General features: G+C 69.1%; 23 protein-coding genes. 14 read left to right on the top strand and 9 right to left on the bottom strand.

Features of this window, described 5'->3' with window-relative positions; genetic code table 11:
- Positions 1–43: 43 nt before the first annotated feature.
- A complete protein-coding gene (locus tag ASG72_RS20630) occupies positions 44–364 on the bottom strand; it encodes a hypothetical protein (RefSeq protein ID WP_156395829.1) in 321 nt (106 codons plus the stop codon).
- A 117-nt stretch (positions 365–481) separates the two neighbouring features.
- Between ASG72_RS20630 and ASG72_RS06070 the strand changes: the two genes are divergently transcribed.
- The gene (locus ASG72_RS06070; RefSeq protein ID WP_056710156.1) at positions 482–2,527 is read left to right on the top strand and encodes a M23 family metallopeptidase; all 2,046 of its coding nucleotides are present in this window, start codon (positions 482–484) and stop codon (positions 2,525–2,527) included.
- Between the two features lie 134 nt (positions 2,528–2,661).
- Positions 2,662–3,576, top strand: a complete 915-nt coding sequence (locus ASG72_RS06065) for an AEC family transporter (RefSeq protein ID WP_056710153.1) — start codon at positions 2,662–2,664, stop codon at positions 3,574–3,576.
- 8 nt (positions 3,577–3,584) lie between these two features.
- Here the strand turns inward: ASG72_RS06065 and gluQRS are convergent, their stop codons facing one another.
- The gene (gene gluQRS, locus ASG72_RS06060; RefSeq protein WP_056710151.1) at positions 3,585–4,493 is read right to left on the bottom strand and encodes a tRNA glutamyl-Q(34) synthetase GluQRS; all 909 of its coding nucleotides are present in this window, start codon (positions 4,491–4,493) and stop codon (positions 3,585–3,587) included.
- A gap of 134 nt (positions 4,494–4,627) precedes the next feature.
- Between gluQRS and ASG72_RS06055 the strand changes: the two genes are divergently transcribed.
- Positions 4,628–5,299 (top strand): DNA-3-methyladenine glycosylase, encoded by a 672-nt coding sequence (locus tag ASG72_RS06055; protein ID WP_056710150.1) that lies wholly within the window; start codon positions 4,628–4,630, stop codon positions 5,297–5,299.
- Here the strand turns inward: ASG72_RS06055 and ASG72_RS06050 are convergent.
- Positions 5,289–6,098, bottom strand: a complete 810-nt coding sequence (locus ASG72_RS06050; RefSeq protein WP_056710149.1) for an aldolase/citrate lyase family protein — start codon at positions 6,096–6,098, stop codon at positions 5,289–5,291. The genes ASG72_RS06055 and ASG72_RS06050 overlap by 11 nt on opposite strands.
- A 137-nt stretch (positions 6,099–6,235) precedes the next feature.
- Positions 6,236–6,559: a DUF1476 domain-containing protein gene (locus ASG72_RS06045; protein WP_056710147.1), complete on the bottom strand. Its 324-nt coding sequence runs from the start codon at positions 6,557–6,559 to the stop codon at positions 6,236–6,238.
- Between the two features lie 311 nt (positions 6,560–6,870).
- Between ASG72_RS06045 and purC the strand changes: the two genes are divergently transcribed.
- The 4 genes from purC (at position 6,871) to purQ (ending at position 9,335) form a co-directional block, all read left to right on the top strand.
- Positions 6,871–7,665: a phosphoribosylaminoimidazolesuccinocarboxamide synthase gene (purC, locus tag ASG72_RS06040; protein WP_056710145.1), complete on the top strand. Its 795-nt coding sequence runs from the start codon at positions 6,871–6,873 to the stop codon at positions 7,663–7,665.
- Between the two features lie 69 nt (positions 7,666–7,734).
- Complete coding sequence (locus ASG72_RS06035; RefSeq protein ID WP_056710143.1) at positions 7,735–8,277, top strand: hypothetical protein; 543 nt, start codon at positions 7,735–7,737, stop codon at positions 8,275–8,277.
- 73 nt (positions 8,278–8,350) lie between these two features.
- A complete protein-coding gene (gene purS / locus ASG72_RS06030) occupies positions 8,351–8,593 on the top strand; it encodes a phosphoribosylformylglycinamidine synthase subunit PurS (protein WP_056710141.1) in 243 nt (80 codons plus the stop codon).
- A gap of 58 nt (positions 8,594–8,651) precedes the next feature.
- Positions 8,652–9,335 carry a phosphoribosylformylglycinamidine synthase subunit PurQ gene (gene purQ / locus ASG72_RS06025; protein WP_056710139.1) on the top strand — a complete coding sequence of 228 codons (684 nt, stop codon included), beginning with the start codon at positions 8,652–8,654 and terminating at the stop codon, positions 9,333–9,335.
- 39 nt (positions 9,336–9,374) lie between these two features.
- Here the strand turns inward: purQ and ASG72_RS06020 are convergent, their stop codons facing one another.
- The 5 genes from ASG72_RS06020 to ccmA all read right to left on the bottom strand — a co-directional run bounded on the left by ASG72_RS06020 (position 9,375) and on the right by ccmA (position 12,287).
- A complete protein-coding gene (locus tag ASG72_RS06020; RefSeq protein ID WP_056710136.1) occupies positions 9,375–9,977 on the bottom strand; it encodes a DsbE family thiol:disulfide interchange protein in 603 nt (200 codons plus the stop codon).
- On the bottom strand, positions 9,974–10,147 hold the full coding sequence (gene ccmD / locus ASG72_RS20260) for a heme exporter protein CcmD (RefSeq protein WP_082540131.1): 174 nt from the start codon (positions 10,145–10,147) through the stop codon (positions 9,974–9,976). Before ccmD ends, ASG72_RS06020 begins: the two co-directional genes overlap by 4 nt.
- Positions 10,144–10,905, bottom strand: coding sequence for a heme ABC transporter permease (locus ASG72_RS06015; protein WP_056710134.1), 762 nt, complete (start codon positions 10,903–10,905; stop codon positions 10,144–10,146). Before ASG72_RS06015 ends, ccmD begins: the two co-directional genes overlap by 4 nt.
- A gap of 93 nt (positions 10,906–10,998) precedes the next feature.
- The gene (gene ccmB / locus ASG72_RS06010) at positions 10,999–11,667 is read right to left on the bottom strand and encodes a heme exporter protein CcmB (protein WP_056710132.1); all 669 of its coding nucleotides are present in this window, start codon (positions 11,665–11,667) and stop codon (positions 10,999–11,001) included.
- The gene (gene ccmA / locus ASG72_RS06005; protein WP_244488721.1) at positions 11,664–12,287 is read right to left on the bottom strand and encodes a heme ABC exporter ATP-binding protein CcmA; all 624 of its coding nucleotides are present in this window, start codon (positions 12,285–12,287) and stop codon (positions 11,664–11,666) included. Before ccmA ends, ccmB begins: the two co-directional genes overlap by 4 nt.
- Positions 12,288–12,520: 233 nt before the next feature.
- Here ccmA and acnA point away from each other — a divergent pair, with 233 nt between their 5' ends.
- The 7 genes from acnA (at position 12,521) to ASG72_RS05970 (ending at position 20,752) form a co-directional block, all read left to right on the top strand.
- Complete coding sequence (gene acnA, locus ASG72_RS06000; protein ID WP_056710130.1) at positions 12,521–15,232, top strand: aconitate hydratase AcnA; 2,712 nt, start codon at positions 12,521–12,523, stop codon at positions 15,230–15,232.
- A 197-nt stretch (positions 15,233–15,429) separates the two neighbouring features.
- The gene (locus tag ASG72_RS05995) at positions 15,430–15,711 is read left to right on the top strand and encodes an acyl carrier protein (protein WP_056710128.1); all 282 of its coding nucleotides are present in this window, start codon (positions 15,430–15,432) and stop codon (positions 15,709–15,711) included.
- A gap of 228 nt (positions 15,712–15,939) precedes the next feature.
- Positions 15,940–16,410, top strand: coding sequence for a 3-hydroxyacyl-ACP dehydratase FabZ family protein (locus tag ASG72_RS05990; RefSeq protein ID WP_056710126.1), 471 nt, complete (start codon positions 15,940–15,942; stop codon positions 16,408–16,410).
- Positions 16,407–17,537 carry a beta-ketoacyl-ACP synthase gene (locus tag ASG72_RS05985; protein ID WP_056710125.1) on the top strand — a complete coding sequence of 377 codons (1,131 nt, stop codon included), beginning with the start codon at positions 16,407–16,409 and terminating at the stop codon, positions 17,535–17,537. Before ASG72_RS05990 ends, ASG72_RS05985 begins: the two co-directional genes overlap by 4 nt.
- A gap of 10 nt (positions 17,538–17,547) precedes the next feature.
- Complete coding sequence (locus ASG72_RS05980; RefSeq protein ID WP_056710124.1) at positions 17,548–18,831, top strand: beta-ketoacyl-ACP synthase; 1,284 nt, start codon at positions 17,548–17,550, stop codon at positions 18,829–18,831.
- Positions 18,828–19,574: an SDR family oxidoreductase gene (locus ASG72_RS05975; protein WP_056710123.1), complete on the top strand. Its 747-nt coding sequence runs from the start codon at positions 18,828–18,830 to the stop codon at positions 19,572–19,574. The genes ASG72_RS05980 and ASG72_RS05975 overlap by 4 nt, the downstream gene beginning before the upstream one ends.
- 155 nt (positions 19,575–19,729) lie before the next feature.
- Positions 19,730–20,752 carry a zinc-binding dehydrogenase gene (locus ASG72_RS05970; RefSeq protein ID WP_056710121.1) on the top strand — a complete coding sequence of 341 codons (1,023 nt, stop codon included), beginning with the start codon at positions 19,730–19,732 and terminating at the stop codon, positions 20,750–20,752.
- Positions 20,753–20,838 lie beyond the last annotated feature (86 nt).

Below are 20,838 nucleotides of genomic sequence, written 5' to 3'. Positions count from 1 at the left end.
ACAGACCGCAAGAACAACGCCGTCCACGTTTCTCTTTCTGTCTTCAGTTTTCAAACAGCGGTCGCTTCGACAGACAGAGTTTTGCGCCGATCTGGTCGGCTACAAAGGCCCTGCGCTTGGGAGAAGCGGGGGAGAGGGCGGCGCCAGCGGCGTCGCCGTCTCGATGGCCGCTGTATAGGGGAACGGGCTTTCCGGTGTCAACACGGTTTTTGAAGTTTTTTCGACAGCGCTCGATTTTGCCCGTCCCGGCGCGGTTTTCGCGCCTGTATCCGCTGCCGAACTCGCCGCGCCTGGGCGTTTCGCCCGCAAAACAGCCGCAATCGCCGAGCAGAGCAAAAACCGGCGGCCGGATCGGGCGGGCCATCGCGCGCTCCTGCGCGATTGATTTGGCGGTTGCGGCCGGGCATGGTCGCCTCCGTCGCCTGCGCGAGCGAGCCCGGACGAGACGGACACAAGACCCAGCGATGCAAGACGACCAGCGATGAATGCGCAGCCCGATTTCGACCTGCCAGCCGAGCCGCTCGCAGCCGAGGCCGCCGCTCTGCTCGTCGATCTCGGCATCGAGCCGCCGATCCAGCCCGAGGGCGCCCAGGCGCATGTGCAGGATCGTCGCGGCGTCTCCCTGCGCTGGCTCTTCGCCTGCACGCTGGTCGGCTCCTGCGGCGCGGCGCTGCTCGGCGCGGCGATTCTGGTCGCGATGCGCGGCGACACCAGCCATCCCGAACAGCCCGAGCGGGTGACCGCCCGCGCCTCCTCCGCCGCCGGCACGGGCGGTGGCGCCCGCAAGGGCGACAAGCTGGTCGCCGACCAGCCCGTGCTGTCGGCCCGCCATGCGGCGCGCGCCCCGATGTCCCAGCGCATCGGCGACCGCGAGGTGATCAAGGTGCGCCCCTTCGTGCGCCTCGCCTCCAGCCTGTCCCTGACCACCGGCGTCTACGCCACCAATGTCCCGCCCTTCAATCCGCTGCGCCTGTTCGCGGAAGGCGGCCAGCCGGCGGAGCGCTATGCGGAGCCGACGGTCGACGTGCCCGATGCCGACGTCACCATCGTCAAGCGCGACCTGTCGGAGGTCACGATCCCGCCCGGCCGCGCGCGGCTCGGCGATGCCGAGGTGATCACCCAGATCGAGGAGGAGCGCGCCAATCTCGCCGCCGCCGGGCGCCAGGCGCCGCTGCCGATCCCGCCACAGCTGATGCTGAGCCGCACCTTGAGCGGCACCGCCGCCGCCCAGCCCGATGCGCTGCTCGGCTATGCCCCCGCCACCGACAGCCCGCGCTTCTCCGGCATCGAGGTCCGGGTCGTCCCCGAGAACGTCACGAGCGCTCCCAAGACCCCGATCGCCGCATCGCGCGAGCCGCTGGTCGAGGACAAGCTGATCGTCGCCCGCCGCGGCGAGAATTTCGAGCAGGTGATGCGCGCCGCCGGCGCCGCTCCCGACCAGATCCGCGCGATGATCCAGGCCTTCGCCGGCAAGGTCCGGGTCGCGGCTTTGCCCGACGGCCAGGTCCTGCAGGTTCTCTATGCGCCCGGTCCCGGGCCGGGCAATCCGCGCCAGATCGTCCGCGTCACCTTCCTCACCGGCGGCCAGCCCGACGGCACGGTCGCGATCAACGATGCCGGCGCCTTCGTCTCCGTCGCGCTGCCGCGCAGCGACGTCGTCGGCCCGCTGCGCGGCACCCGCAAGGCGATCGGCCCCGAGGGCGAGGAGATCGAGGAGGAGGACAGCACCGGCGGCGCGCGTCTCTATGAGAGCCTCTACGAGACCGGGCTGCGCCATGATCTGCCGCGCCCCCTGATCGACGAGCTGGTGCGGATCTTCTCCTATGATCTGGATTTCCAGCAGCGCGTCCGCGGCGGCGACGCCATGGAGGTGATCTTCACCGAAGAGGATGAGGGCGAGCGCGCCGAAATCCTCTCGGCCTCGCTGACGGTGGGCGGCGAGACCCGCCGCGTCTTCCGCTTCCTGTCGCCCGAGGACGGGCTGATCGATTATTTCGACGATGAGGGGCGCTCGCTCAAGAAATTCCTGCTGCGCAAGCCGATCAGCGACGGCGAGATGCGCTCGGGCTTCGGCATGCGCTACCACCCGATCATGCGCTATTCCAAGATGCATACCGGCATCGACTGGGCCAACCGGATCGGCACGCCGATCCTCGCCGCCGGCAACGGCACGGTGATCAAGGCCGGCTGGGATTCGGGCTATGGCCGGCGCGTCGAGATCCAGCACGCCAATGGCTATGTCACCACCTATTCCCACCAATCGGCTTTCGCCAAGGGCATCGCGCCGGGGGCGAAGGTGCGCCAGGGCCAGGTCATCGGCTATCTCGGCTCGACCGGGCTCTCGACCGGGCCGCATCTGCATTACGAGGTGCTGGTCAACGGCAATTTCGTCAATCCGATGAAGATCCGCGTCCCGCGCGGCCGCGAGCTCGGCGGCCGGGTGCTGGCCGAGTTCAAGCGCCAGCGCGACGAGATCCAGGGGCTGATCGTCAAGGCCGGCGGCGCGCTGGCGCAGCTGCGCCCCTGATCCGCCGGCGCGGGCGCCCGCGCAGGTGCCCTGCCGCCAGAGCCCGCGCTTGACAGGATGGCGGCGAGGCGACACCGGGACAGCCTATTAGCCTCCCGCTCCCCAGACGCCTCCCTCGCCCGCGGCCCCGTCTTATGCTCGCCTCGCTCCTCGTCGTCTTGCCGGTCTTCGGCCTGATCGCGCTCGGCTATACCGCGCGCTGGACGAAGCTCGTGCGCGAGACGACCGGCGAGGGCCTCTCCGATTTCGTTTTCGTGCTGGCCGTGCCCTGCCTGCTGTTCCGGACGCTGGCCAAGGCCGACATCCCGACATCGCAGCCCGGGGGCTATTGGATCGCCTATTTCAGCGGGCTCGCCATCGTCTGGGCGCTCGCCATGCTGGTGGCGCGCCGGGTCTTTTCGCGGCGGGGGCCGGAGCTCGTCGTTTCCGGCTTCGCGGCCGCCCAGTCCAACACGGTCTTCGTCGGCATCCCGATGATCCTGAAGGCCTATGGCGAGGCCGGGGCCGTGCCGCTCGGCCTGCTGCTGGCGGTGCATCTGCCGGTGACCATGACCGTCGCGACCCTGCTGGCGGAGGGGCGCGCCACCTCGCTAGGCCTGCTCACGAGGCGGCTCTTCACCAACCCGATCATCCTCGGCATCCTGCTCGGCTCGGCCGCCCGCCCCTTCGTCGCGCTGATTCCCGCTCCGGCCTGGACGATCATCGACCTGATCGCCGGCGCGGCCGTGCCCTGCGCGCTGATCAGCCTCGGCATCGCGCTGCGGCGCTATGGCGTCTCCTCCTGGGGCCTGCCGGCGGTGCTCAGCGGGCTCAAGCTCGGCCTGCATCCGCTGATCGTCTATCTCCTCGCGACGAAGCTCTTCCAGATGCCGCCGCATTGGTCCGGCGTCGCGGTGCTCTTCGCCGCCTGCCCCTGCGGCATCAACGCCTATCTCTTCGCCGAACGCTATCGCCAGGGCGTGGCCGATGCGTCGAGCGCCATCGCGCTCTCCACGGCGCTCTCCCTCGTCACCACCGCGGCCTGGCTGACCTGGCTCGGCGTGGGGTGAGCGGCGCGTCAGCCGAAGCCGAGCTGCCGGCGCAGCGCCTCCGCCGTCACACCCTCGGCGCGCAGGGAGGCGAGGCTCCTGGAACCCCGGCTCTTGGCGAGTTTCTGGCCGCTGGCGTCGGTCAGCAGCGGATGGAAATGATAGAGCGGCGTCGGCAGGCCGAGCAGGCGTTGCAGCAGCACATGGATCTCGGTCGCGGCCTCGAGATCGCGGCCGCGCACCACATGGGTCACCCCCTGCAGCGCATCATCGACCACGACGGAGAGGTGATAGCTGGTCGGCGTGTCCTTGCGCGCCAGCACGACATCCCCCCAGCGCTCCGGATCGACCGGCACGGGGTCGAGGGTGGCCCCCGTCGCCGCGAACATCCCATAGGTCAGGGGCGCAGGCTGCAGGCTCCTCGCCCGGGCGCAGGCCCGCGCCATGTCGAGCCGCCATTGAAACGGCGCGCCAGCCGCCATGCGGTCGAGACGGTCCCGCTCGCCGAGGCACCGGCAGGTGCCGGGATAGAGCGGCGCGCCATCGGGATCCACCGGCCAGGCTGCGCCGCGCTCGGCTTCGCGCTGCGCCACGGCGCGGCGAATCGCCTGGCGGGTGCAGAAACAGGGATAGGCCAGGCCCTGATCGACCAGATTCCGCAGCGCCGCGGCGTAATCGGCGAAATGCTGCGATTGCCGGCGCAGCTCGCCGTCGAAGCGCAGGCCGAGCCAGGCCAGATCCTCGCCGATCGCTTGGTCGAACTCCGGGCGGCAGCGGCTCAAGTCGATATCCTCGATCCGCAGCAGCAGGCGCCCGCCCATGCTCCGCGCCAGCCGCTCATTGGTCAGCGCCGACAGCGCATGGCCGAGATGCAGCCGCCCGTTCGGGCTCGGCGCGAAGCGGAAGACGGGCGCGGCGTCGGGCAGGCCTGGGGTCATGGCGCCGGTGTAACGGGTTTCGGGGCCGAGGGCATCCGGGGCCTATCTCGGCACGGCGCCAACTTGAACGCGAATCATGGCGGGTTCAGGCTGCTGCCAGAGCCTGGCCCGCCCCCTCCCCATTCTATGCTGCCATGGAAGCCTGTCCCGAATCGATGCCGCTGCCGCTGATCACCTGCCTGGCCGATCTCGAAGAGGGGATGGCGCATCTCTCCGCCCTCGATCCCGCCTGGCGGGAGATCGTCGCCCGCACCGGCGTGCCCCCGCTGCGCCGCAATCCGGGCGGTTTCGCGGGGCTGACCCGGATCATCATCGGCCAGCAGCTCTCTGTCGCCAGCGCCCAGGCCGTCTGGAGCCGGGTCGAGGCGGTGTTCCGGCCGCTGACCCCGGAGCGGGTTCTCGCCGCGAGCGACGACGACATGCGCCTCTCCGGCCTGTCGCGGCCGAAGCAGCGGACGCTGCTCGCCTTGGCCGCGGCGCTCGCGGAAAACCGGCTCGATCTCGACGGGCTCGTCGGCCAGAGCCCGGAACAGGTCCATCTGCAGATGCAGGCGATCTCCGGCATCGGCCCCTGGACGGCGGATATCTATCTGCTGTTCTGCATCGGCCATCGCGACGGCTTCGCCTCCGGCGACCTCGCCATCCAGGAGGCCGCCCGCCAGGGTTTCGCCCTGGCCGCCCGGCCGCGCGCGGCCGAGCTCGCCGTGATGGCCGAGGCCTGGCGGCCCTGGCGCGGCGTCGCGGCGCGGCTGCTCTGGGCCTATTATGCCGTGCTCAAGACGCGCGAGGGCGTGGTCAGCCCCTGACGCCCCTGATCGCGGCCTGGGCACCGCTGCGCAGCATGACCGTGTCGCTCATCAGCGTCACCATTTTTGCGCCGAGCCGGTAGAAATCCTTGGCTCGCTCCGGCGACTGCGCATAGACCGCGACCGGCTTGCCGACCGCGGAGGCCCGGGCGACGATGTGCCCGATCGCCTCGTCGACTTCGGGAGCGGTGGCATCGACCTGTGTCCCGCCCGACAGGGCGATCGACAGATCCGAGGGCCCGACGAAGACGGCGTCGATGCCCGGCAGCGCCAGGATCTCGTCGAGGATCGCCATCGCCTCGCGCGTCTCGATCATCGCGAAGGTCATCGAGAAGCCGTTGGCTTCGCGCAGATAGGCGTTGGGATCGAGCCCCGAGGCGCTGAGCCCGCCATAGCTGCCCCAGCTGCGCTCGCCCATCGGCGGGTATTTGGCGGAAGCGGCGAAGGCCCGCGCATCCTCCATCGTGTTGATCATCGGCGCGATCACGCCGGAGACGCCGGAATCGAAGAGTTTCGAGACGTTCTGGAACTCGCCGACCGGGGTCCGCGCCAAGGCCGGCTTGCCGGCGGCGTTGATCAGCGGGATCGCCCTGATCACCTCGCCGAGCGTGATCGGGCCATGCTGCATGTCGAGCGTCACCGCGTCGAAGCCCTCCTGCGCCAGCATGCCGCTGATCACGGGGTCGGCGATGCCGCACCAGGCGGACAGGATCGTATCGCCCCCGGCCAGGCGCGCCGCCAGCGAGGCGAGGATCGTCGGCTTGGTGATCGGGGTCGGCGTGGCGGAAGGCTGGGGCATGGGGCGTGTCATCCGGTCCAGGGGCCCGCTCTTCTGCGGCGGGTCTTCCACGTTGAACCGGAGCGCGTCAGAAAAGCAAACGGGCGCCCATGCGCCCGTTTCAGACACGCAATGCGCGGGCGACAATCGCCCGTCGTTCAGCGGCCGGCCTGGACCTCTTCGGCGGCGCGGACCAGCAGCTCGGTCATCACCCGGCGCATCTCGATCTCGTCGACGCTGACCGAGGCGGCCGCGAAATCGGTGCGCAGCTTGCGCACCACATCCTCGTCGCCGGCTTCCTCGAAATCGGCCACCACCACGGATTTGGCATAGGCCTCGGCATCGGCGCCGCTCTTGCCGAGCTTCTCCGCGGCCCAGAGGCCGAGCAGCTTGTTGCGCCGCGCCGTCGCCTTGAAGCGAAGCTCCTCATCATGCGCGAACCGGTTCTCGAAGGCGTCCTTGCGCTGGTCGAACGTCGTCATGCGGTCACTATCCTCTTGCAGGCCCCGGCCTGGCGGCGCGGAAGGCAACAGCAGCCATATAGGCGGTCCCCTGCCGCAGGGCCAGAGCCGATCGCAGCGCCGCCGGCGGTGGATTTGTTGCGTTTAAAGTGCAGAAGCCCCATATAGCGCTCGCAACGTCGGCCTCATCTGGCCGGCGGCGCATTGAGCCGGTCGACGGCACGGGCTAGTCTGGTTCCGTTTGGTTCGGAATCGGCGCGAGCCCGCGTTGATTCGGCCGATCAGGGCCCCGATCCCGCCGCGGGTGACCGCGACCGAAGAAAGGCCGACCTTTGGATTTCCTCAAGCCACGGTACATCCCCATGAATCGCCGCCGTCGCATTTACGAAGGCAAGGCGAAGGTCCTCTATGAGGGTCCGGAGCCGGGTACGCTGATCCAGCATTTCAAGGACGACGCGACGGCCTTCAATGCGAAGAAGCATGAAGTGATCGACGGCAAGGGTGTGCTCAACAACCGCATCTCCGAGCACATCTTCTCCAATCTCAACGATATCGGCGTGCCCACGCACTTCATTCGCCGGCTGAACATGCGCGAGCAGCTCATCCGCGAGGTCGAGATCATTCCGCTCGAAGTGGTGGTCCGCAACGTCGCCGCCGGTTCGCTGGCGACGCGGCTCGGCCTCGAAGAGGGCACGCAGCTGCCGCGCTCGATCATCGAGTTCTACTACAAGAACGACGCGCTGAACGACCCGATGGTCTCGGAAGAGCACATCACCGCCTTCGGCTGGGCGACGCCGCAGGAGATCGACGACATCATGGCGCTCGCCATCCGCGTCAATGATTTCCTCTCGGGCCTGTTCCTCGGCGCCGGCATCCGCCTCGTCGATTTCAAGATGGAATGCGGCCGCCTCTGGGAGGGGGAGATGATGCGGATCGTCGTCGCCGACGAGATAAGCCCCGATTCCTGCAGGCTCTGGGACATCAAGTCGAAGGACAAGATGGACAAGGACCGGTTCCGCCGCGACATGGGCGGGCTGATCGAAGCCTATACGGAGGTGGCGCGCCGCCTCGGCATTCTCGGCGAGAACGAAAAGGCCGGCCCGGCCGGTCCGCGACTGGTGCAGTAGCGCGGATCCGTGTCCGGCACGGCCGCCATCGGTGTGAGTGAACGGGGGCCTTCGCGCTCCCGTTTTGCTGTGGTCCTGGCCATCCTCCTCGGGCTCGGCGGCTGCAGCAATCATTGGGACTGGCCGATCGCGGCGCTGCCCTATGATGCGGGCTGGCGCCCTCTGCCGATCAAGGCCTGGGTGCTGAACGACGGGGTCAGCGCCAAGGCGATCTCGATCTGCCCGCGCGACAGCTGCGCCCGGCCGGGCTTCGCGGCGCTGCTCGCCTTCGAGGGCGCGCAGGCGAGCGAGATGGAAAGGGCGCTGGATTCCGACCCGCTGCGTCTGGCCCGCGCCTTCGCGGCGCCCACCCGACGCGAGGACAGCTCTGGCAAGGGCGGGGCGGCGGCCAGACCCGCGGCGCGGCCGAAATCCGCCACTGCGGTGGCGCGGTTCTCGGAGCGGGACGGCAAGGGCCTGCTCGTCGAGATCACCGCCGGCGACGGCGGCAAGAGCGCGGCGACCGCCATTCTCTATGGTCGCAGCGAAGGCCGGCTGGTGGTGGCTCTCGCCGTCAGCCCCGATGCCGAGAGGGCGAGGCAGGATGCGGCCGCCACCTGGCAGAGCCGCTGATTCGCCTGAAGAGGTTGAGCCGGCAGCGATTCGCCGCTAAGCCACGCGCAATCAAGCCGCTCCGGAGAGCCTCATGAAAGCCCGCGTCACCGTCACCCTCAAGACCGGCGTGCTCGACCCGCAGGGCAAGGCCATCGAAGGCGCGCTGAAATCGCTCGGGATCGCCGGCGTCGAGTCGGTACGCCAGGGCAAGCTGTTCGATATCGAGCTCTCCGGCTCGGACCAGGCGGCGGCCGAGGCCGCGCTCAAGACGGCCTGCGACAAGCTCCTCGCCAATACCGTCATCGAGAATTACCGCGTCGAGATCACGGGTTGATCGACGCTGCCGGCCGCCGCAGCCGCGCGGCTGCGCGAAAGCCCTGGAGGATGAGCCCATGAAAGCCGCCGTCATCACCTTTCCCGGCTCCAACCGCGATGGCGATGTCAGCCGCGCGCTGAGGCTCGCCGGGGCCGAGGTCGTGCCCGTCTGGCATGCCGATACGGATCTGCCGGCCGGTACCGATCTGGTCGTGGTGCCCGGCGGGTTTTCCTATGGCGATTACCTGCGCACCGGCGCCATTGCGGCCCGCGCCAACATCATGGACGCGACCCGCGCCCATGCCGCCCGCGGCGGGCTCGTCCTCGGCATCTGCAACGGCTTCCAGATCATCTGCGAGGCGGGCCTGCTGCCCGGCATCCTGGTGCGCAACGCCGATCTGAAATTCGTCTGCCGCCGCCAGCATCTGACGGTGGAGCGGGCCGACACCGCCTTCACCCGTCGCTACCGCAAGGGGCAGGTGATCGATGTCTGCATCGCCCATGGCGAAGGCAATTACATCGCCGATGCCGAGACGCTGGCGCGGCTGGAGGGCGAAGGGCTCGTCGCCTTCCGCTATTGCGACGCGCAGGGCCGGGTCGCGCCTGAGACCAACCCGAACGGTTCGCTGAACGGCATCGCCGGGATCTATTCCCCGGGGCTGAACGTGCTCGGCCTGATGCCTCACCCCGAGAACCTGATCGATTCGCTGACCGGCGGCACCGATGGCCGCGCTCTGTTCGACAGCCTGATGGCGGCCTGAGCCGGCACGGTCCCGCGGAGCAAGCCGGCGGCCCGGCTCCTACTTCCCCGCGGTCGCGCGCGCCAGCAGCCGCGAAGCGGCGGCGCCGTCGATCGGCCCCACATGCTTCTCGAGGATGCGGCCGTCCGGGCCGATCACGAAGGTCTCCGGCACGCCATAAACCCCCCATTCGATCGCGGCGCGGCCCGCACTATCGGTGCCGACGGCGGAAAACGGATTGCCCAGCGCGCCGAGGAAGCGGCGGGCGTTCTCCGGCTCGTCCTTGTAGTTCATGCCGAGCAGCGCCACCCGCCCGGCCTTGACCGCCGGCGCCTCGGACAAGGCGACGAGGAAGGGATGCTCCACCCGGCAGGGCGCGCACCAGCTCGCGAATACGTTGACGATGGTGCCGCGGCCGCGGAGATCGTCCATGCCGAAGCTCGGCACCGGCCGGCCGTCGCGCTGCAGCCCCTCCAGCGGCGCGAGCGTGATCGCCGGCGCCGGCTTGCCGATCAGCGCCGAGGGCACTTTCGAGGCGTCGCCCTGGTAGAGGCCGATCAGGAACAGCAGCGCCAGCCCGCCGAACAGCAGGAGCGGAATCAGGAAGACCAGCCTGGAGCGCCGCCCCGCTTCGGGCTCGGCAGGCAGCTGCGGCGCGCTCATGACGCGGCCCTGTCGGAGCGCCGCCCGGCGCCGCGCTGCTCGAGCGCCGCCAGCGCCCGTTTCTGCGCCGCGTGATCGCGCAGCACCGCCGCGATCAGCCCGCCGAGCACCAGCACCACCGCCGCATAGGACGCCAGGATGAAGCCGGCATGGGGACCGAGCGCGCTCATGCCGGCGCGCCCTGGGCCGCCAGCCGGTCGAGGCGCTCGGCCTCCAGAATGGTCAGCGTCCGCACCCGCCGCCGCATGATCTCGGCGCGCATCGCGATCAGATGCAGGCTCAGCCCGAGCAGCGTGAAGCCGAGCGCCAGGATCAGCAGCGGCCAGAGCATCGAGGGGTGGATGGTCGGCCCGCCCATGCGGAAGACCGAGGCGGGCTGGTGCAGCGTGTTCCACCAATCGACCGAGAATTTGATGATCGGGATGTTGACGAAGCCGATCAGCGTCAGGATCGCCACCGCCCGTCCGGCGCGCGACGGATCGTCCAGCGTGCGCCACAGCGCGATGATGCCGAGATAGATCAGCAGCAGCACCAGCATCGAGGTGAGCCTGGCGTCCCACACCCAATAGGTGCCCCACATCGGCTTGCCCCAGAACGCCCCGGTCAAGAGGCAGATCAGCGCGAAGCAGGCACCGATCGGCGCCGCCGCCTTCTGCGCGACATCCGCCAGCGGATGGCGCCAGACCAGCGTGCCGATGCCGGACAGCGCCATCATCGAATAGAACATCAGCGCCAGCCAGGCGGCCGGCACATGCACGAACATGATGCGGATGGTCTCGCCCTGCTGGTAGTCGGCCGGTGCGACGAACCAGGCGAGATAGAATCCGACGGCCAGAGCGAGCGCCATCGCACCCAGCATCCAGGGCAACAGAACGGCCGAGAGGCGCATGAAGCGTGTCGGATTCGCCAGTTCGATCAGGCTAGCCATGGCGCGGCGGGCGGCCTTTCTTTTGATTGGTCGCGTCAGCATGTAGCAACAGCGCGAGGGCCGGACAATCTCGCCCCGGCGTCGCAGGCAGCCTCATTCCGCCTGCCTGAGCGCCGCCGCGGCCGCCACGGTCCCGACCACGATCGCCAGCAGCGACAGCGCGCAGAGGATCAGGAAAGGGGTGAGGAAGGGGATGGTGCCGCCGAGCGCGCTGTTCGAGGCGGAGACGCCGAAGATCAGGACGGGAATGGTCAGCGGCGCGACCAGCACCGGCAGGATCAGCCCGCCGCGGCGCAGGCTCGCGGTCAGCGCCGCCCCGGCCGCGCCGATGAAGCTCAGGGCCGGCGTGCCGACCAGCAGGGTCCCCGCCACCGGCGCCATCGCCGCGCCGGGCAGCGCGACCAGCAGGCCGAGCAGCGGCGCGGCCAGCGCCAGCGGCAGCCCCGTCACCAGCCAATGCGCCAGCCCCTTGGCCAGCACCGCGAGTTCGAGCGGCAGCGCCGAGGCGCGGATCAGATCGAGCGAGCCATCCTCCTCGTCGCTCTGGAACAGCCGGTCGAGCCCGATCAGCATCGACAGCAGCGCCCCGATCCAGAGGATGGCCGGCCCGATCCGCGAAAGCAGGTTGAGATCCGGGCCGAGCGCGAAGGGCACCAGCACGATGATGGTCAGGAAGAAGACCAGCGCCAATTCGCCGCCGCCGCCGGCCCGCGCCGCCAGCGCCAGATCCCGCCTGAGGATCGCGATGAAGGCCCGGCTCATGCGCCGATCCTGAGTTCGCGCGCCTCGGCCAGGCCGAGCGGGCCATGCGTCGCGGCGAGGATCGCACCGCCCATGCGGCAATGCTCCTGCATCAGCCCTGAGAGCATCGCCTGCGCCGCCAGATCCAGCGCCGACATCGGCTCGTCCAGCAGCCAGAAGGGCCGGCGCGCCACCAGCAGCCGCGCCAGCGCCACCCGCCGCCGCTGCCCGGCCGAGAGATAGCCGACGGGCAGCGCCGCGACATGCGGCAGGCCGACCCGCTCCAGCGCCGCCAGCGGCGTCAGCCCGGGATCGCCGAGGCAATCCTGCGCGAAACCGAGATTGTCCTGCGCCGTCAGCGCGGTCTTGAGCCCGTCGCGATGGCCGACGAGATGGCTGAGCTCGGCCAGCGGCGCATCGTCCGCGCCGTCGAGCGCCACCTCCCCCGCCGCCGGCCGCAGCCGCCCGCAGAGCATGGCGATCAGGCTCGATTTGCCGGCGCCGTTGCGCCCGGTCAGCGCCAGCGCCTCGCCGCCGGCCAGCGCGAAGCTGAGATCCTCGAAGATCAGCCGGCCGCCGCGGCGACAGGCGAGCCCGCTGGCGCGGAGCCTCAGGGGCGCAAACCGGTGGGGTTCTGACACTGGCCGACCGCTCCGCCTCTTCCCCAAAGTTTCCCGTCCCGCAGGCCTTTCGACCATGTAGCGGGCTTCTTGGAATTGATCTATAGAGCGCGTGGCTACGCCGCACGCCGATCCGGCGCGGGGCTCGGGCACTCCCGGGGCGGCGCGCGCGACCTGCGCATCAGGCCTTCGATTCGACGGACCGTAAGGTTCCTCGAACCGCGACCGCAACCCCTTGATCAGGATCCGTCCGCATGGCTTCGCTCGATTCCTTCAAGTGCCGCAAGACGCTGACCGTCGGCACCAAGAAATATGTCTATTACTCCCTCAAGACCGCCGAGAAGAATGGCCTGGACGGCATTTCCCGCCTGCCCTTCTCGATGAAGGTCCTGCTCGAGAACCTGCTGCGCTTCGAGGATGGCCGCTCCGTCACCAAGACCGATATCGAGGCCTTCGTCGCCTGGCTCTCCGACAAGGGCAAGGCCGGCAAGGAGATCGGTTTCCGCCCCGCCCGCGTGCTGATGCAGGATTTCACCGGCGTGCCCGCCGTCGTCGACCTCGCCGCGATGCGTGACGGCGTCAAGGCGCTCGGCGGCGACCCCAAGAAGATCAACCCGCTGGTCCCGGTCGACCTCGTCATCGACCATTCCGTCATCGTCGACGAATTCGGCTCGCCCAAGGCGCTGAAGCAGAATGTCGACCTCGAATACCAGCGCAATGGCGAGCGCTATCGCTTCCTGAAATGGGGCCAGGGCGCCTTCGACAATTTCCGGGTGGTGCCGCCCGGCACCGGGATCTGCCACCAGGTCAATCTCGAATATCTCGCCCAGACCGTCTGGACCACCAAGGAGAAGGTGAAGAAGGGCAAGGTGACGGAGACCGTCGAGGTCGCCTATCCCGACACGGTCGTCGGCACGGATTCGCACACCACCATGGTCAACGGCCTCGCCGTCCTCGGCTGGGGCGTCGGCGGCATCGAGGCGGAAGCCGCCATGCTCGGCCAGCCGCAATCCATGCTGCTGCCCGAGGTGATCGGCTTCAAATTCACCGGCAAGCTGCGCGAGGGCATCACCGCCACCGACCTCGTCCTCACCGTCACCCAGATGCTGCGCAAGAAGGGCGTGGTCGGCAAATTCGTCGAGTTCTTCGGTCCCGGCCTCTATGCGCTGACCCTGGCGGACCGCGCGACCATCGCCAATATGGGCCCGGAATACGGCGCGACCTGCGGCTTCTTCCCGGTCGACGAGGAGACGCTGAACTATCTCGAGACCACCAGCCGCAAGGCCGGCCGCGTCGCGCTGGTCGAGAAATACGCCAAGGCGCAGGGGCTCTTCGCCACCCGCTCCATGCCCGATCCGGTGTTCACCGATACGCTGGAGCTCGATCTCTCAACGGTCCAGGCCTCGATGGCCGGCCCCAAGCGCCCCGAGGGCCGCGCCGATCTCGGCTCGATCAAGGCCGGCTTCGCCGCCGCCATGGAGAGCGAGTACAAGAAGGGCGTCGAGCTGTCGCGCCGCGTCAAGGTCGAGGGCAAGAACTTCGATCTCGGCCATGGCGACGTCGTCATCGCCGCCATCACCTCCTGCACCAACACCTCCAACCCCTCGGTGCTGATGGCCGCCGGCCTGCTCGCCCGCAATGCCGTCGCCAGGGGGCTGAAGGTCAAGCCCTGGGTGAAGACCTCGCTGGCTCCGGGCTCGCAGGTCGTCGCCGAATATCTCGCCAAGGCGGGGCTGCAGACCGATCTCGACGCGCTCGGCTTCAACCTGGTCGGCTTCGGCTGCACCACCTGCATCGGCAATTCCGGCCCGCTCCCGGCCGAGATCTCCAAGACCATCAACGATCAGGGGCTGATCGCGGCGGCGGTGATCTCCGGCAACCGCAATTTCGAGGGCCGCGTCTCGCCCGACGTGCAGGCGAACTACCTCGCCTCGCCGCCGCTGGTCGTCGCCTATGCGCTGGCGGGTTCGGTGCAGATCGACCTGACCAGCGAGCCGCTCGGCGTCGACCGGGCCGGCAAGCCGGTGTTCCTGAAGGACATCTGGCCGAGCAACAAGGAGATCCAGGCCTTCATCACCAAGAACGTCACCAAGGCGATCTTCAAGGCCAAATACGCCGATGTCTTCAAGGGCGACGCCAATTGGCAGGCCGTCAAGGTCCCGGTCGGCCAGACCTATGCCTGGGAAGACGAATCCACCTATGTCCAGAACCCGCCCTATTTCCGCGGCATTGGCAAGCAGCCGCCGGCCGTCACCGATGTCGTCGGCGCGCGCATCCTGGGCCTGTTCGGCGACAAGATCACCACCGACCACATCTCCCCGGCCGGTTCGATCAAGGCCGCCTCGCCCGCGGGCAAATATCTGATGGAGCACGGCGTCGACGTCGCCGACTTCAACCAGTACGGCACGCGGCGCGGCAATCACGAGGTGATGATGCGCGGCACCTTCGCCAATATCCGCATCCGCAACCACATGATGGGGCCCAATGGCCGCGAGGGCGGCTACACCATCCACTACCCCAGCAAGGAAGAGCTGCCGATCTACGACGCGGCGATGCGCTACCAGCAGGAGAAGGTGCCGCTGGTCGTCTTCGCCGGCGTCGAATACGGCAATGGCTCCTCGCGCGACTGGGCGGCCAAGGGCACCAATCTGCTCGGGGTCAAGGCCGTCATCGCGCAGAGCTTCGAGCGCATCCACCGCTCGAACCTCGTCGGGATGGGCGTGGTGCCCTTCACCCTGCCGGAGGGCACGAGCTGGGCCTCGCTCGACCTGAAGGGCGACGAGACCGTGACGATCAAGGGCCTCGCCACCGTCAAGCCGCGCCAGATGCTGGAGGCCGAGATCACCTCCGCCGACGGCAAGGTCAAGAAAGTCCCGATCCTCTGCCGCATCGATACGCTGGACGAGATCGACTACTTCAGGAACGAAGGCATCCTGCACTATGTGCTGCGCGGCCTCGCCGCCTGAGGCAGGCAAAGCGCCGGCGCGAACGGAAGGGGCCCTCGGGCCCCTTCTTCATGAGCAGAGCAGCCGTGGTTGTCCAATCCCGCCTCGCGGTGTAAGGGGGCGTCACAACCTTCCTCGGCGGGGGGCCTGGGGCAGACGCTGGGATCCCCGCGTCCGGATGCCAACCGCCATCATCGACACCAGACGGGAGCACCCGCATGTCCGCCACATTCGAGACGGTCGCCGGAATCATTTCGGAGACCTGCGACATTCCGCGCGAGAAGATCACGCCCCAGAGCCATGCCATCGACGATCTCGGCATCGACTCGCTGGCCTTCCTCGACATCGCCTTCGCCATCGACAAGGCCTTCGGCATCAAGCTGCCGCTCGAGCAGTGGACGCAGGAAGTGAACGAGGGCAAGGCCCCGGCCGAGCAGTATTTCGTGCTCGAGAATCTGTGCCGCCGCATCGACGAGCTGGCCGCCGCCAAGAAGGCCTGACGTCGCATCGTCACCAGCCCGCCGCCACGCCAACCGAAGCAGCGCCGCCCGCGGAGCGGCCTGCCGGGATGGAATCGGGGCGGCGATCGCATCTCCGTTCGGCCTCGCCGGCGTCCCTGCCTTGAGCCGGGGCGCCGCACCCGTTAGAGCATAGCCGCGACAGGGCCGGCATCCGGGCCTGTCCTCGCGCGCCGAGCCTCCGGCGCGCCCCGTGACGATTGGAACCGCATGCGCCTCGAATATTTCGACATGATCGACACGGTCGTGGCATTCGAGCCGGCGCAGAAGCGCATCGTCACCCGCTCGACCGTGCCGGGCGCGACCGAGACGCCGGTCTTCGAGGGGCATTTCCCCGGCCACCCGCTGGTGCCGGGCGTGCTGCTGACCGAGACCATGGCGCAGGCCTCCGGCTATCTGCTGCTCGCCCTGAACGGGCTGACGCAAATGCCGTTCCTGATGACCGTCGACAAGGCGCGCTTCCGCACCTTCGTCGAGCCCGAGGCGGTGCTCGACGTCGAGGCCGAGCTGGTGATCGAAGGCTCCGGCTATGCGGCGACCCGGGCGAAGATCACCATCGCCGGCAAGCCGATCTGCGATGCGGAGCTGCGCTTCCGCCTGATGCCCTTTCCCGCCGATATGCGCAGGCTGATGGATGCGCGCATCCAGAAGATCGGCCTGCAGCCGGAGCCTGCCCGATGATCCAGCGCGACGTCGTCATCACTGGCATCGGCCTCGCCTCCAGCCTCGGCGAGGGCATGGCGCTGCATGCCGCGGCGCTGGCCGACCCGCCGGCCCCCCATGTCGATACCGAGAGCTTCGCGCCCTATCCGGTCCACCCGCTGAAGCCGCTCGAGCTCGACCGGCAGATCCCCAAGAAATCCGACCAGCGCCAGATGGAGCCCTGGCAGCGCCTCGGCGTCTATGCCGCGGGGCTCGCCCTGGACGATGCCGGGCTGAAGGAGGACGCGCAGGCCAAGAGCCTGCTGCAGGTCATCGTCGCGGCCGGCGGCGGCGAGCGCGACCATGCGGTCGATTCCGCCATCCTGACCGGCATGCGCGGCGCCAACGATGCCGGCGCCTATCTCAACGAGCGGCTGATGAGCGATCTGCGGCCGACCCTGTTCCTGGCGCAGCTCTCCAACCTGCTCGCCGGCAATATCGGCATCGTCCACGGCATCACCGGCGCCTCCCGCACCTTCATGGGCGAGGAGCAGGCCGGCGTCGACGCGATCCGCACCGCCCATGCCCGGATCGCGGCGGGCCAGGCAGACGTCATGCTCGTCGGCGGCGCCTATAATGCCGAGCGGCGCGACATGCTGCTGCTGCTCGAGGCCGGCGGCTATCTGCGCAAGGGCGGTTTCGCGCCGGTCTTCGCGCGCGAGGACGGCCCCGGCATCATCAGCGGCAGCGCCGCCGCCTTCCTGGTGCTCGAGCCGGCGGAGCATGCCAGGGCCCGCGGCGCCACGATCCATGCGCGGCTCGCCGCGGTCGGCGCGACGCGCAGCCGGCGCCGGCCCGGCTCGGTCGAGCAGGCGCTGGCCGGGCTGCTCGCCGGGTTCGGCGCGGGAGACCAGAACAGGCTCGCCATCTCCGCCGCCAGCGGTGCGGCCGGCGTGACGGCGGAGGAGGAGGCGGCGCTGAAGCGCTCCGGCGCCGCGCGCCTGATCGCCTCCGGCGATCTCGTCGGCCATGCGCTGGAGGCCGCCTTCCCGATCGCGGTCGCTCTGGCCGCTGCGGCGATCGCCGCCGGGCAGACGCGCGATGCGATCGTCACCGGGGCCGGGCATTGGCGCGGCGAGGGCGCCGCCCATCTGGTTGCAGCGTGAGGGTGAAGCCATGAGCACACAGCATCGCGACGCCAAGGGCCGGCCGATCGTCGCCGTCACCGGCCTCGGCATCGTCACCTCGCTCGGCCAGGGCAAGCAGGCGAATTGGGACGGGCTGACCGCCGGCCGCTCCGGCATCCACCGCATCACCCGCTTCCCGATCGAGGGGCTGCGCACCACCATCGCCGGCACCGTCGATTTCCTGTTCGACGGCCCGGTCTCCGCGCCGGAGCTCTCGGAGAAGCTGGCGACCCTGGCCGCCGAGGAGGCGATCGGCCAGAGCGGCCTCGGCCAGCCCGGGGATTTTCCAGGCGAGCTCTTCATGGCCGTGCCGCCCGTCGAGATGGAATGGCGCCAGAAGCAGGAATTGGCGCAGGCCATCTCTGGCGATGTCGATTATGACGGCCTGCTCGCCACCGCGGCCGGCCATCGCCACAAGCCGTTTCACGAGCTCTTCCTGTTCGGCGCCGTCGCCGACCACATCGCCGAGCGCTTCGGCACCAAGGGCTCGCCGATCTCGCTCTCGACCGCCTGTTCCTCCGGCGCGACGGCGATCCAGATGGGGGTCGAGGCGATCCGCCGCGGCGAGACGGCCGCCGCGCTGTGCATCGGCACGGATGGCTCGGTCAGCGCGGAATCGCTGGTGCGCTTCTCGCTGCTATCGGCGCTGTCGACCCAGAACGATCCGCCGGAAGCCGCCGCCAAGCCTTTCTCCAAGAATCGCGACGGCTTCGTCATGGGCGAGGGCGCCGGCGCGCTGGTGCTGGAGGATTACGACCATGCGCTGGCGCGCGGCGCCACCATCCTCGGCATCGTCGCCGGCTGCGGCGAACGCGGCGACGGTTTCCATCGCACGCGCTCGAGCCCCGACGGCAAGCCGGCGATCCTCGCCATGCAGGATGCGCTGGCCGATGCCGGGCTGAACCCCGGGGACGTCGATTACGTCAACGCCCATGGCACCTCGACGCCGGAGAACGACAAGATGGAGGCGATGAGCTGTGCCGCCGTGTTCGGCGAGCGCATGGCGACGCTGCCGATCTCCTCCAACAAATCCATGCTCGGCCATACGCTGACGGCGGCCGGCGCGGTGGAGGCGGTGATCTCCTTCCTGACCATCGCCAATGGCCGCATCCCGCCGACCATCAACTACCGGAATCCGGATCCGGCGATCCCGCTCGACGTCGTGCCCAATACGGCGCGCGACGCGACAGTGCGGACGGTACTCTCCAACTCCTTCGGCTTCGGCGGGCAGAACACCTGCCTCGTCCTCACCGCCGGGCCCGACGCGGCATGAGCCGGATTCTGGTGACTGGCGGCGCCAAGGGCGTCGGCGCCGCGATCGTCCGGGCCCTGGCGGCGTCCGGTCACGATGTCGATTTCACCTATCGCTCGTCCCGCGACCAGGCCCTCGCTCTGGCCGAGGCGGTTGCATCCGCGCATCAGGGCCGCGAGATCCGCGCGCTGCCGCTCGATCTGGCGGATAAGGCGGCGCTGGACGGCTTCTGCGAGGAGCGCGAGGCGGAGAGCTATTTCGGCTTCGTCCACAATGCCGGCCAGCCCTATGACGCGCTCGCGGCGATGATGGCGCAGGACAAGGCCGAAGCCGCGATGCAGGTCAATTTCTGGGCCTTCACGCGCATCGCCAAGACCGTGATGCGGGCGATGATCCGCGCCCGCGCCGGCCGCATCGTCGCCATCGGCTCGGTCGCGGCGCTGCGCGGCAATCCCGGCAACGCCGCCTATGCCGCCTCCAAGGGGGCGCTGATCTCCTATGCCAAGACGCTCGCGATCGAGACCGGCAAGCGCGGCGTCACCGTCAACGTCATAGCGCCGGGCTTCGTCGACACCGACATGATGGCACCCTACGCCGCCTATCGCGAGAAGATGGAAGGCCAGATCCCGGCCGGCCGCTTCGCCCGGCCCGAGGAGATCGCGGGCGTCGCCGCCTTCCTGATGAGCGAACCGGCCGCCTATCTCACCGGCGTCGTCCTGCCGATCGATGGCGGTCTGACCGCGCAGATGGGTGTGCATCGCTGAGACGGATGCTAGCGTTCATGAAGACCGGAGACGCACGATGACGGCGGAATTCGCCATCCGCCGGGATGCGGGGATACCGGCCGGGCGCTTTCCTATCGCCGATCGGCGCCTGGCGCGGCCATCGCCGTCAAAAATCTGAAAGGCTGACAGCACCGATGCGTTCCCTCCAGCTTCATGGCGACCGCGACCTCCGTCTCGAGGAGATCGACCCGCCGCCGCCGCCGGCGGCCGGCGAGGTGCAGATCCGCATCCGCGCCGTCGCGCTCAACTATCTCGATGTCTGGGGCTTTCGCGGCATGGCCTTCGCCAAGCGCAAGATGCCGCAGGCGGCGGGCGTCGAGGCGGCGGGCGAGATCGTCTGCGTCGGCGAAGGCGTCACCGGGCTGTCGGTCGGCGACACCGTCACCGCCTATGGCGCCGAGACCTGTGGCCAATGCCGGGCCTGCCGCGAAGGCCGCGACAATCTCTGCGAGAACGTCGCCGGGATCATGGGTTTCCATATCGACGGTTTTGCCCGCGAATATCTCAACAAGGCGGCGCGGCTGGTGATCAAGGCGCCGCCGGGCGTCTCCTTCGAGCATGCCGCCTGCGCGCCGATCGGCTTCGGCACCGTGCAGCACATGCTGTTCGACAATGCCCGGCTGGAGCCGGGCGAATCCGTCCTCGTCCATGCCGGCGGCTCCGGCATCGGCACGGCGGCGATCCTGATGGCGAAGGCGATCGGCTGCACCGTCTTCACCACCGTCGGCGACGACGAGAAGGGCGAGAAGGCGCGGGCGCTGGGGGCCGACCACGTCATCAACTACAAGACCGAGCGTTTCGAGGGCGAGGTGCGCCGCCTCACCAAGCGCAAGGGCGTCGACGTCGTCTTCGAACATGTCGGCGCCGATACCTGGAACGGCTCGCTGCTCTGCCTGAAGCGCGGCGGCCGGCTGGTGACCTGCGGCGCCACCTCCGGTGCAACCGCGAGCATCAATCTGATGCAGCTCTTCCAGCAGCAATACCGGATCACCGGCTCCTTCGGCTGCCGGATCGAGAACATCCGCCAATCGCTCGACAAGATGGCCGCCGGCATGAAACCGGTGATCGATTCGGTGTTTCCGCTGGCGGAGTTCGAGAAGGGCCTGGCCCGGCTCGAAGGTCGTCAGGTCTTCGGCAAGGTCATCGTCACCTTCTGAGCCGGGCGCGGCAGGGCTTCAGGACTTGACGGCGGGTTTTTCCTGCCGCAAGTCGCGCTTTCACGGCCCGCATCCAGGCGCGCGGG

Origin of the sequence: Allobosea sp. Leaf344 (assembly GCF_001426225.1) — a bacterium.
Taxonomy (GTDB): domain Bacteria; phylum Pseudomonadota; class Alphaproteobacteria; order Rhizobiales; family Beijerinckiaceae; genus Allobosea.
The sequence above is the reverse complement of the archived record's forward strand: the minus strand, read 5'-3'. Positions and strand labels throughout refer to the sequence as shown.